15 protein-coding genes are annotated in these 11,322 nt (G+C 65.3%); 7 read left to right on the top strand and 8 right to left on the bottom strand.

The window, feature by feature from the left end:
- From Q1J79_RS13650 to Q1J79_RS13630, 5 genes are all read left to right on the top strand, one after another.
- On the top strand, positions 1 to 687 hold a 687-nt coding region (locus Q1J79_RS13650), incomplete at its 5' end, for a transporter substrate-binding domain-containing protein (protein WP_300301294.1).
- A 98-nt stretch (positions 688 to 785) separates the two neighbouring features.
- Entirely contained in the window at positions 786 to 1,979 is a 1,194-nt protein-coding gene (locus tag Q1J79_RS13645) for an amino acid ABC transporter permease (protein WP_300301292.1), read from the top strand.
- A gap of 1 nt (position 1,980) precedes the next feature.
- Positions 1,981 to 3,069, top strand: coding sequence for an amino acid ABC transporter permease (locus tag Q1J79_RS13640; RefSeq protein ID WP_300301290.1), 1,089 nt, complete (start codon positions 1,981 to 1,983; stop codon positions 3,067 to 3,069).
- 15 nt (positions 3,070 to 3,084) lie between these two features.
- Complete coding sequence (locus tag Q1J79_RS13635) at positions 3,085 to 3,825, top strand: amino acid ABC transporter ATP-binding protein (RefSeq protein WP_300301288.1); 741 nt, start codon at positions 3,085 to 3,087, stop codon at positions 3,823 to 3,825.
- 54 nt (positions 3,826 to 3,879) lie between these two features.
- Entirely contained in the window at positions 3,880 to 4,371 is a 492-nt protein-coding gene (locus Q1J79_RS13630; RefSeq protein ID WP_300301286.1) for a hypothetical protein, read from the top strand.
- Here Q1J79_RS13630 and Q1J79_RS13625 read toward each other — a convergent pair.
- Positions 4,353 to 4,676, bottom strand: coding sequence for an AzlD family protein (locus Q1J79_RS13625; protein ID WP_300301284.1), 324 nt, complete (start codon positions 4,674 to 4,676; stop codon positions 4,353 to 4,355). The genes Q1J79_RS13630 and Q1J79_RS13625 overlap by 19 nt on opposite strands.
- 6 nt (positions 4,677 to 4,682) lie before the next feature.
- A complete protein-coding gene (locus Q1J79_RS13620) occupies positions 4,683 to 5,393 on the bottom strand; it encodes an AzlC family ABC transporter permease (protein WP_300301282.1) in 711 nt (236 codons plus the stop codon).
- 52 nt (positions 5,394 to 5,445) lie between these two features.
- Here Q1J79_RS13620 and Q1J79_RS13615 point away from each other — a divergent pair, with 52 nt between their 5' ends.
- Positions 5,446 to 6,084, top strand: coding sequence for an ABATE domain-containing protein (locus Q1J79_RS13615; protein ID WP_300301280.1), 639 nt, complete (start codon positions 5,446 to 5,448; stop codon positions 6,082 to 6,084).
- Here the strand turns inward: Q1J79_RS13615 and Q1J79_RS13610 are convergent.
- From Q1J79_RS13610 to Q1J79_RS13585, 6 genes are all read right to left on the bottom strand, one after another.
- On the bottom strand, positions 6,081 to 6,695 hold the full coding sequence (locus tag Q1J79_RS13610; protein WP_300301278.1) for a GNAT family N-acetyltransferase: 615 nt from the start codon (positions 6,693 to 6,695) through the stop codon (positions 6,081 to 6,083). The two genes, Q1J79_RS13615 and Q1J79_RS13610, sit on opposite strands and share 4 nt — an antisense overlap.
- Positions 6,696 to 6,705: 10 nt before the next feature.
- Positions 6,706 to 7,572: a 3-mercaptopyruvate sulfurtransferase gene (sseA, locus tag Q1J79_RS13605; RefSeq protein WP_300301276.1), complete on the bottom strand. Its 867-nt coding sequence runs from the start codon at positions 7,570 to 7,572 to the stop codon at positions 6,706 to 6,708.
- 26 nt (positions 7,573 to 7,598) lie between these two features.
- Entirely contained in the window at positions 7,599 to 8,321 is a 723-nt protein-coding gene (locus Q1J79_RS13600; RefSeq protein ID WP_300301274.1) for an alanyl-tRNA editing protein, read from the bottom strand.
- Between the two features lie 2 nt (positions 8,322 to 8,323).
- Complete coding sequence (locus Q1J79_RS13595; RefSeq protein ID WP_300301272.1) at positions 8,324 to 9,325, bottom strand: cysteine synthase A; 1,002 nt, start codon at positions 9,323 to 9,325, stop codon at positions 8,324 to 8,326.
- A 62-nt stretch (positions 9,326 to 9,387) separates the two neighbouring features.
- Complete coding sequence (locus tag Q1J79_RS13590) at positions 9,388 to 10,035, bottom strand: NUDIX domain-containing protein (protein ID WP_300301270.1); 648 nt, start codon at positions 10,033 to 10,035, stop codon at positions 9,388 to 9,390.
- Entirely contained in the window at positions 10,020 to 10,514 is a 495-nt protein-coding gene (locus Q1J79_RS13585) for a gamma-glutamylcyclotransferase family protein (protein ID WP_300301268.1), read from the bottom strand. The genes Q1J79_RS13590 and Q1J79_RS13585 overlap by 16 nt, the downstream gene beginning before the upstream one ends.
- Positions 10,515 to 10,554: 40 nt before the next feature.
- On the opposite strand from Q1J79_RS13585, the gene Q1J79_RS13580 reads away from it, so the two are divergent.
- Complete coding sequence (locus Q1J79_RS13580; RefSeq protein ID WP_300301266.1) at positions 10,555 to 11,250, top strand: ChrR family anti-sigma-E factor; 696 nt, start codon at positions 10,555 to 10,557, stop codon at positions 11,248 to 11,250.
- Positions 11,251 to 11,322 lie beyond the last annotated feature (72 nt).

Genomic DNA, 11,322 nt, shown 5'->3' with positions numbered 1-11,322 from the left:
TCGCTGGGCCTGATCGGCGCCGGCGTGAACTACTATGACGGCCAGGGCTTCATGGTGACCAAGAAGCTTGGCGTGAAAAGCGCCAAGGAACTGAATGGCGCCACCGTCTGCGTGCAACCGGGCACCACCACCGAGCTGAACCTTGCCGACTATTTCCGCGCCAACAAGCTGACCTTCAAGCCGGTCGTCATCGAGAAGCTGGATGAAGTGGTGGCTGCCTATGCGGCCGGCCGCTGCGACGTGTACACCACCGATGCTTCCGGTCTGGCCGCGACCCGCGCGACCCAGCTGCAGAATCCGGATGATCACCTGATCCTGCCGGAGATCATCTCCAAGGAGCCGCTTGGTCCGATGGTGCGCCAGGGCGATGACCAGTGGCTGGTCGTGGTCCGCTGGGCGCTCAACGCGATGATCGAGGCCGAGGAATATGGCATCACCTCGAAGAATGTCGACGAGATGCTGAAGAGCGAGAATCCGAACGTGAAGCGCATCCTCGGCGTCACCCCCGGCGCCGGCAAGGCGCTCGGTCTCGACGAGAAATGGGCCTACAACATCGTCAAGCAGGTTGGCAATTACGGCGAGAGCTTCGAGCGCAACGTCGGCATGGGCAGCCCGCTGAAGCTGGCCCGCGGCGTCAACCAGCAATGGTCGAAGGGCGGCGCTCTGTACGCCTGGCCAATCCGCTAAGTAACCGATCAGGCAGGACCGGCGGCGAAACAGGGCGCTGCCGGTCTCTGCCTGGTTCGTGATATTGCGTTTGTGTTCGTAACAGCCATGGGGGGCACATGGCCAAAGGTAGTGTAAACGGCGCGCAACCCGCGCCGCCGCGGCGTCTGAGCTGGAATGATCCGGATGTCCGCTCGATTGTCTATCAGGCAGTCGCGCTGATTCTGGTGGTGGCCATCGGCTGGTTCCTGGTTTCCAACACGCTGCACAATCTCTCGATCCGCAACATCTCCACCGGCTTCGATTTCCTGTCGCGGGAATCAGGGTTTGCCATCGGTGAATCGCCGATCGCCTTCGGGCCGGAGAACACCTATGCCCGCGCCATTCTGGTGGGTCTGCTGAATACCATCCGCGTGGCGGTTGTCGGCATCGTGCTGGCGACGATCCTGGGCACCATTGTCGGCATTGCGCGCCTGTCGAAGAACTGGCTGATCGCCAAGCTTTCGATGATCTATGTCGAGGTGATCCGCAACATTCCGCTGCTGCTGCAGCTGTTCTTCTGGTACGCGATCATCACCGAAAGCATGCCCGGACCGCGCCAGGCCTTGAACCTGCTGCCCGGCGTGTTTGTTTCCAATCGCGGCGTCAAGGTGCCGGCGCCGACCGACCATTTCGCCTATGATCTGGCGGCTTTCGGCTTCCTGCTGGCGATTGTGCTGATCATCTTTGTGGTGCGTTTTGCCAGGAAGCGGCAGGACGCCACGGGCCAGGCTTTCCCGGTCTACCGCACCGGCATCGCGCTGCTGCTTGGCATGCCCGTGCTCGGCTGGCTGATCGGCGGCGCGCCGCTCGAGCTGGATGTGCCGAAGCTGCAGGGCTTCAATTTCGTCGGCGGCGCCACCCTGACGCCGGAATTCGCCGCGCTGCTGTTCGGCCTCGTGCTCTACACGGCCGGCTTCATCGCCGAAGTGGTCCGCTCGGGCATCCAGGCGGTCAGCTACGGCCAGTGGGAGGCGGCCAGCGCGCTGGGCCTGACCCGGTCCCAGACCTTGCGCCTGATCGTGCTGCCGCAGTCGCTGCGGGTGATCATCCCGCCGATGACCAGCCAGTATCTGAACCTGACCAAGAACTCCTCGCTGGCAGTGGCGATCGGTTATCCCGACATCGTGTCGGTAGCCAACACCACGCTGAACCAGACCGGCCAGGCGATTGAAGGCATCATGATCATCATGGCGGTGTATCTCAGCATCAGCCTGTCGATCTCGCTCTTCATGAACTGGTACAACAAGCATATTGCGCTGGTGGAGCGGTAAGATGACGACAGCCAGCGAATCCCTGCCGCCGCCGAGCATCTCGACCGGGCCGATTGCCTGGGTGCGCGAGCGGCTGTTTTCCTCGCCACTCAACACCGTCCTGACCGTCCTGTCGGTCTGGCTGATCCTGATGGCGTTGCCGCCCTTCATCGAATGGGCCCTGATCAAATCCAGCTTCACGGCGGCCACCTCGCAGGAATGCCGCGCCGGCGGTGGTGCCTGCTGGGCCTTCATCGGCCAGAAATACCGGCTGATCCTGTTTGGCCTGTATCCCTATGAGGAGCAGTGGCGACCGCTGATCGCCGCCATCCTGCTGGTGGCGATGATCGTGGCAAGCTGCATGCCGCGCTTCTGGAACGTCAGCCTGCCCATCATCTGGGTCGGCGGGCTGATCGTGGTCGCGATCCTGATGTGGGGCGGCGTGTTCGGGCTGCGCTATGTCGAGAATACCCTCTGGGGCGGCCTGCCGTTGACCCTGATCCTGGCCACATTCGGCATCGCCATCGCCTTTCCGTTCGGCATCGTTCTTGCGCTGGGCCGGCGGTCGCGCATGCCGGCGATCAAGACGCTGTGCATCATGTATATCGAGCTGATCCGTGGCGTACCGCTGATCAGCATGCTGTTCATGTCCTCGGTGATGCTGCCGCTGTTCCTGCCGGAAGGGTTCAGCATCGACAAGCTGCTGCGTGCCCAGATCGCCATCATCCTGTTCGCCGCCGCCTATATTGCCGAGGTGGTGCGCGGCGGCCTGCAGGCGATTCCGAAGGGGCAGTATGAAGGCGCCGATTCCCTTGGCCTGAGCTATGGCCAGAAGATGCGGCTGGTGATCCTGCCGCAGGCGCTGAAGATCGTGATCCCGCCGCTGGTCAACCTGTTCATCGCCGCGTTCAAGGATACCTCGCTGGTGGTGATCATCGGCATCTACGATCTGATGCAGTCCGCCAAGGTGTCGCTGACCGATCCGGCCTGGCGGGGATTCTCCATCGAGGTCTACATCTTCATATCGATCATCTACTTCCTGTTCTGTTACTCCATGTCGAAATACAGCCAGAATCTCGAAAAGCGTCTGGCCACTGGACATAAGCGTTAAAGGGAAATGTCGACCATGGCTGTCCCCATCATCGAACTGCAGAAGGTCAACAAGTGGTACGGCGAGTTCCACGTGTTGCGGAACATCAACCTGAACGTGGCGCGCGGCGAGCGCATCGTGGTCTGCGGCCCATCGGGTTCCGGCAAGTCCACCATGATCCGCTGCATCAACCGGCTGGAAGAGCATCAGCAGGGCCATATCATCGTCGATGGCACCGAGCTGACCAACGACATCAAGAATATCGACGCCATCCGCCGCGAGGTCGGCATGGTGTTCCAGCATTTCAACCTGTTTCCGCATCTCACCGTGCTGGAAAACCTGACGCTCGGCCCGATCTGGGTGCTCAAGAAACCCAAGGCGGAAGCCGAAGCCACCGCCATGAAGTATCTCGAGCGCGTGCGCATCCCCGAGCAGGCCAAGAAATATCCGGGCCAGCTTTCCGGCGGCCAGCAGCAGCGCGTCGCCATCGCGCGCTCGCTGTGCATGAACCCGAAGATCATGCTGTTCGACGAGCCGACCTCGGCGCTCGATCCGGAAATGGTCAAGGAGGTGCTGGATGTCATGGTCGGGCTGGCCGAAGAGGGTGGCATGACCATGATCTGCGTCACCCATGAGATGGGCTTCGCCCGCAAGGTGGCCAACCGGGTGATCTTCATGGATCGCGGCGAAATCATCGAGCAGAACACGCCCGAGGAATTCTTCTCCAACCCGCAGAACGAGCGCACCCAGCTGTTCCTCAGCCAGATCCTGCACTGATCCGGCTGAAAATCGTGTTATGCTCCTTCCCGCCTGTAACCGGGGAGGAGCGTCATGCGCAACATCGTCGCCGTTCTTCTTGCGTTTATATCCGTCGTTGCCTCAGTCACGGCCGCGGCCCAGTTGCCGGCGGTTGATCCGCTTGGCCAATACCATCTGATCGGCCCGGCCGGGCGCAGCGACAGCCGCTGTATCGGCCGGCCCGAAACCCCGCTCTGCGCCGTCGAAACCCTGCTGGCCTGCTTTGCTCGCCGCGACACGGCTTTGTGCCGCGCCGTCTGGCCGCCGGCGGCGACACTGGATTTCGCCGGGGCTTCGCATATCCGCTACTGGTGGAGCTATCGCGTTGCTGCCGCCGAGCAGTTCAGCCCGGATGAGGCGGTGATCGCCATCGCCGGGCGGAATTGCGGACTTGTCAGCGCCGAACCCGATTGCCGCACCACGCCGGCGCCGCCGACGCGCTATCGCGTGCAGCGGCGGGGCAATGCCTGGCAGGTGGTGGAATGGGCGTCGCCGCCCGGAAACGCTCAGCCGAACGCGAAGTGACGCAGCAGGGCGGCGATCGCCACGCCGATCAGGATCGCGGTCATCGGCTTGCGCAGCAGCAGCATGGCGCCGAACGCGGTGGCCAGGCCGATCCACATCGCCGGGCTGCCGTTCATCGCCGCCGCCGTCACGATGGCGACCAGCACGCCGCCGGCCATGTGGCGCAGGAAGCGCTCGATCCGTGGCGTGATCTCGACATAGCCCATCAGCCAGAAGCCGGCGGCGCGGGTGGCATAGGTTGCCGCCGCCATGCCGAGGATGGCGAACAGGGCGAGGCTGTCGATGGCGGTCAGCTCAGTCATCATGGCAGCTCAGTCATCATGGCGCAGCAACCCGGCCAGGCCAGCCGACAGGCCGCCGATCAGGATGTACCAGTTGCCCGGCAGCCAGAGCAGGGCGGCGGCGGTGCCGGCCACGGCGGCGATCCATGGCAGGAGGTCGTCGCGGCCACGATAGAGTCCAATCACCGAGATGGCGAAGACGCCGGCGATCAGCACGTCGAGTCCCCAGCGTTTGGGGTCCATGCCAGCGCTGCCGATGATGGCGCCGAGCAGGGTGCCGCCGGTCCAGATCGGCCATTGCATGATGATGGTCCCGAGCAGGATGCCGAGGTCGCGGCGGCCGCGTAGCATTTCCTGCAGGGTGATCGCCCAGCCGGCGTCGGTCATGCCGCCGCCCAGCAGCAGTACCAGGCTGCGCGGCTGGCCGGCGAAATGGGGCTGCAGGGCGGCCCCCATCACGATATGGCGGGCATTGACCAGGAAAGCGGTCATGGTGATGGCCAGCAGCGGCAGCGGCCCGGCCCACAGCGACAGCACGGCGAACTGGGCGCTGCCGGCGAAGACCAGCGCGCTCATCAGCGTCGCCTCAGCCGGGGTCATCATGGCGCCGGCGGCGGCGCCGAAGGCGAGGCCGAAGGGCAGGGCGCTGACGCTGTAGGGCAGGGTCAGTTTCATGCCGCGCCAGATGCCGGCACGGGTGAAGGTGGCGGGCTCGGCGGATTGGGGGGCGGGGGAATCCATCGGCCGGAAACTAGGCATTGGCGGCCAGGCAGTCAACCGGTATGATGGTTATATGAAAGAGCCGCTCCGCGTCCTCGACCTCGGCCTGCTTGGCGGCCATCCGGCGCTCGATTTCGTCAACACGCTGGACTGGCGCAGCCGCCGGCCCGCCGATGGCGGGCCCGAGGAAACCCTGGTGTCCTACGATGCCCTGCTGGCCTGGTGCCGGCGGACCGGAATCATCGGCGATGCCACGGCCGCCGAGTTGGCGCGCCATGCCGCGAAAGCCCCGGCGCGGGCAGAGGCCGTGCGCGACGAGGCAGTGGCATTGCGCGAAGCCCTGCATCGCCTGGCCGAGGCCACGCGCCGGGGCCGCATGGCGCCGAAAGCCGACCTCGCGGTTTTGAACCATTGCCTGCTGCAATATCCGGAGGGGCGTACGCTGGCGCCGTCCGGTCATGGGGGCTTTGCCTGGCGCAGCCATGGCGACGGCATCGAACCGGGCTCGCCGCTGGGCGCGATCGCGCGGCTGGCCGCCGACCTGCTGGTGACGGCCGAGCCCAAAAGCATCCGCTGCTGCGCCGGACCCGGCTGCGGCTGGCTGTTCCACGATACCAGCCCGAACAAGCGCCGCCGCTGGTGCTCGATGGAAGCCTGCGGCAACCGCGCCAAGGCGCGGCGGCATTACCAGCGGGTGAAGGCGGCCGGCTAGCGCCGCGGATCGAACAGCGCCTCGCGCGTCTGGTACGGCCGGAAGCCGACTTTCTGGTACAGCGGCAAGGCGGCCGGATGGTCGAGGTTGCAGGTATTCACGGTCAGGCGCTTCGTATCATAGGAAAAAGCCTGCCGGATGCCGGCGCGCAGCAGCCAGGGGCCGATGCCGCGGCCGAAGAATTCCGGCGCCAGGCCGAAATAGGCGATGTTGATCGGCTTGCCTTCGTCGCTGGCTTCGGCGCGGCGGTCGAGCTCGATATAGCCGGCCGGCACGCCACCCACATAGGGCACCCAGATTTCCACCAGCGGATCGCCGATGATATGGCCGAGCGCTACGTCGCTCATGCGGTGACGGTCGACCCAGTGCCAGCGGCCGCCAACCGTCTCGTAGAGATAGCGATAGAAACCCACCGTCGGCTTGTCGAGCCGCAGCAGCGCCAGCTTGGGCACCAGCGGCGGCAGATTGGGCGCCTCGGGCGGCGGCTTGGTCATGTCGAGATAGACGACGGTGACGTTGTAGCGACCGTCATCCAGCAATTGCGCCGGCGGCAGGCGGAAGATCGCCTGCTGCACCCTGGTGTCGCTTTGCGGATCGCGCGCTTCGGCCATGGCGCCGGCGTCAGGCCTTGGCGGCCACTTCGGCCGGCAGGTCGGCGCGGCCGCCCCACTCGGTCCACGAGCCGTCATAGACCGCGACCTGGCGATGGCCGATCAGATGCAGCGCGAGAGTCAGCGCGCAGGCCGAAACGCCGGAACCGCAGGTGGTGATCACCGGCTTCGACATGTCGATGCCGGCATCCTGCAGCATCGCCTTCAGCTCCGGGCCGTTGCGGAGCAGGCCGGTCTGCGGATCGGTCAGGGCGGCGGCCGGCAGGCTTTTCGAGCCCGGAATATGGCCGCCACGCAGGCCGGGGCGCGGTTCGGGCTCGCTGCCGTCGAAGCGGCCCCTGCTGCGGGCGTCGAGCACCTGTTCGCGGCCGCTGGCCAGGTTGGCGCGCATCTGCTCCACATCGCGCACCAGCAGGTCATTGCGCCGCGCGGTGAAATGCCGTTCGCGCGGCAGCGGCGGCAGGTCCTCGACCGGACGGCCCTCGGCGATCCATTTTTTCAGCCCGCCATTCAGCACGGCGACGTCGGTATGGCCGAAGACATTGAACATCCACCACGCCCGCGGCGCCGACAGGTGGTTGTCGGAACCGTCATAGACCACGATGCGGTTGCCGTCGCCGATGCCAAGCCGGCGCATGCGCGAGGCGAATTTCTCTGGGCTGGGCAGCATATGCGGCAGCGGCACGTCGGTATCGGAGATTTCGTCGATGTCGAAATACACGGCGCCGGGGATATGGCGCTCGGCATATTCCGCCTTGCCGTCGCGGTTCATGAAGGGCAGGTACCACGAGGCATCGACGATGCGCAGGTCCGGCGCCTTCAGGTGCTCCGCCAGCCATTCGGTCGATACCAGCGCATCCGCATTCACGTAAGCCATCAAACGCTCCCTGGACTCTCTTTGCCTCAAGCCGCGAATTCGATATTGACGCGGCGGTTCTGCTTGCCCTTGTTCTCGATCTTGCGCACCACCACCGGGCCGATCTCGCCGGTCTGCCGCACATGGGTGCCGCCGCAGGCCTGCAGGTCGAGTGGCCTGTCCGTGCCGGCCACCTCGATCAGGCGCACGCGGCCATGGCCCATCGGTGGTTTCACCGCCATGGTCTTCACCAGCTCGGGATTGCCCAGCAATTCCTCGTCGGTGATCCAGCGCGCGGTGACGGCGTGGTCTGCCCGGATCAGGCTGTTCAGCTTCGCCGTCAGGGTATCCTTGTCGGGGATGCTGTCGGCCATGTCGAAATCCAGCCGGCCCTTGCCGTCGCCGACCGAGCCGCCGGTGACGGGGAAGGGCACCAGCGCCGAGAGCAGATGCAGGCAGGTATGCATGCGCATCAGGCGGTGGCGCCGCGCCCAGTCGAGCTCCAGCCTGCCGTGGCCGCCGACTTTCAGCGCGGCCGAGCCGGCGCCCGGCTTGTGGATGATGCCGTCGGGCCCATCGCCCTTCACCGTGTCGGCGATCTCGATGATCTCGCCGGTCGACAGCACGAAGCGGCCGACATCACCGGGCTGCCCGCCGCCCAGCGGATAGAACACCGTCTGGTTGGTCTGGAAGCCGCGCTCGTCGATGGCGGTGATCACCGCATCGCAATGGGTGAGGTAGGCGTCGTCGCGGAACAGGAAGGTGGTCATGCTCAGGCCATCCAGGGCGGAACGGGCAGGTTCTTGGCCCGCAGGAATTCGGGGTTGAACATCTTGCTCTGATAGCGCGCGCCGCCATCGCACAGGATGGTCACGATGGTATGGCCGGGGCCCATCTTCTTCGCCAGGCGGATCGCCGCGGCGATGTTGATGCCGCTGGAGCCGCCCAGCACCAGGCCTTCATGCTGGATCAGGTCGAACACCACCGGCAGGGCTTCCTCGTCGGGAATCTGGAAGGCGTCATCCGGCGTGATGCCTTCCAGGTTTGCCGTGATGCGGCCCTGGCCGATGCCCTCGGTGATCGAGCTGCCTTCGGCCTTGAGTTCGCCGGTCTTGTAATAGCTGTACAGCGCGGCGCCCATCGGATCGGCCAGCGCCACCTGTACCTTCGGATTGCGTTCCTTCAGGGCCATCAGCACGCCGGCGAAAGTGCCGCCTGAGCCCACGGCGCAGGTGAAGCCATCCACCTTGCCCTCGGTCTGGGCCCAGATCTCCGGCCCGGTCGTGCGGTAATGCGCCTCGCGGTTGGCGACGTTGTCGAACTGGTTGGCCCAGATCGCGCCATTGGGCTCGGTCTTTGCCAATTCCTCGGCCAGGCGGCCGGAATATTTCACGTAGTTGTTCGGGTCCTTGTAGGGCACGGCCGGCACCAGCCGCAGGTCGGCGCCGCACAGGCGCAGGAAATCCTTTTTCTCCTGGCTCTGGGTTTCCGGCATCACGATCACGGTCCTGAAGCCCATGGCATTGCCCACCAGGGCGAGGCCGATGCCGGTATTGCCGGCGGTGCCTTCCACGATGGTGCCGCCGGTGCGCAACGCGCCACGCTGGATGGCATCCTGCACGATGTAGAGGGCGGCGCGATCCTTCACCGAACCGCCGGGGTTCATGAACTCGGCCTTGCCGTAGATTTCGCAGCCGGTGAGCTCGGAGGCGCGACGCAGGCGGATCAGCGGGGTGCGGCCGATGCTGTCGATGAAATCTTTCCGGATGTCCATTTTACTCTCGGTATCTGGGTATCGGGCCAATTCCCCCGATCCAATCCTATACCGAGGGGGGATCAGGGTCGCAACCCGCGCGGGTCCGCCCAGTTTTGCTGCAGACGCTCACGGTACAGGCCGAGCCAGAGCAGGCCGATCGCCATCGGGGTATTGGAGGTTTTCCCGGCTTCCCACTGGGAAAAGGCCTCGGTGAACGGCATCGCGAAGACCCGGATATCTTCGTGTTCATGGTCCAGCCCATGGATGCCGCCGGCCTTCCCGGCATCCACCCGGGCGCAATACATGTGGAACCGCTCGCTGCAGAATCCAGGCGTGGAATAAACATTGGTGATCGGCAGCAGCGCGCCGCTGGCCTCCAGGCCGCTTTCCTCTTTCAGTTCGCGGCGGGCGACCTCCTCGATGCTTTCGCCATCCTCGATCAGGCCGGCGACGACCTCGACCGACCAGGCCCGATCGCCATTGAACAGCAACGCGGCGCGGAACTGTTCGATCAGCACCACTTCATCCCGCTTCGGGTCATAGGGCAGGACGCAGACCGCATCGCGCCGCCATACCACCTCGCGACTCATCTGGTCGCTCATGCCGCCGGCGAACAGGCCGTGGCGCAGATGCAGTTCATCGATCTTCAAATGGCCACGAAACACTGGATCGACGCGGCTGACCTCGACGGGAAACGGCTGGTGGCTGGTGTCTAGCGGTTTGCGCATGGCATCGGGCCCTGTCGGGTAAGGGAGAGCAGGAAACTGGTTTTGTGGCGCCGCCGCCAGCTGTCCAGCTGCCAGTCGGCGGGGCCGGCCGGCAGCATGCCGGGCGCTGGCAGGAAGACCCGGGCCATCCGGCAGCCTTTGGCGCCGCGGAGACGGACCGGCAGGCGGCGGGTAACGTATTCCGGCCCTTCATAGGCCGCGAGTCGCTCGGCATCCTCGCGCTGGCGCGGGGTAAACAGCAGGCCCTGTACCCGGCCGGCCGGGGCGGGGATCAGCAGCGGGTAGCTGCGGTTCCGGGCCGTCTTGCGGCGAAAGCCAGCCAGGCTGGCGTGCCTGATCTGACGGGGTCCGGGCTGGTAGCCCAGGATCAGGCGATGGACATCCGGATCGCACAAAGTACCGTAAAAGAAGTAGTCCATGGCCTGCCGGGTTGACGCGTCTGCGGAATGATCCAAATTCGGGCCGGGTGCGTACATCATCTAGTAGTGCAGGGACTGGGATTTCGTAAAGACCATGGTTATGAACGAATTGACCGCCATACCAGCCGCGACCCAGGCGCCGGGTCACCATATCCCGGCCGAGTTGCTGCTTGATTACGCTGCCGGCACCCTGGCCGAGCCGTGGTCGCTGGTGGTGGCCTGCCATCTGTCGCTTTGTCCGCATTGTCGCGCCGAGCTGGCCGGCATCGAGCGGCTCGCCGGCGCGATGCTGGACGACGTGTCGCCGCAATCCCTGAAATCCGCCGGTTTTGCCGCCATCGAGGCCCGCCTGGGCGAACAGGAATCGGCCCCAGTCCGCAAAGCGGTATCCGGCCGGCGGGGCGGTGGCATCCCGGCTCCTCTGCGTGACTACCTGAAAGACGGCGTCGATCGTATCGACTGGCGCTGGAGCGGTGCCGGCCTTCATTCCTGTGCCCTGCCAGTGCCCAAGGCGCGGGGCGGGATGGTCAGCCTGCTCAAGATCGCGCCGGGCGCGGCCATGCCGCTGCACACCCATCGCGGCGAGGAAATGACCCTGGTCCTGAGCGGCGGTTTTACCGACGAAAGCGGGGCCTTCACCCGCGGCGACGTCGAGATCGCCGACGGCACCACCGAACACCGTCCGGTGGCCATGAATGACGGCCCCTGCATCTGCCTGGCCGTCACCGATGCGCCGCTGAATTTCCGCGGATCTTTTGGCTGGGTGCTGAACCAATGGGCGAGACTTTCGGCATAACGGCATGACCCAGCCCGGCATCGTCTGGATCACCGGGGCAGGATCGGGCATCGGCCGGGCATTGGCGATCCG

Source organism: Ferrovibrio sp. (assembly GCF_029255545.1).
Lineage (GTDB): Bacteria > Pseudomonadota > Alphaproteobacteria > Ferrovibrionales > Ferrovibrionaceae > Ferrovibrio.
The sequence above is the reverse complement of the archived record's forward strand: the minus strand, read 5'-3'. Positions and strand labels throughout refer to the sequence as shown.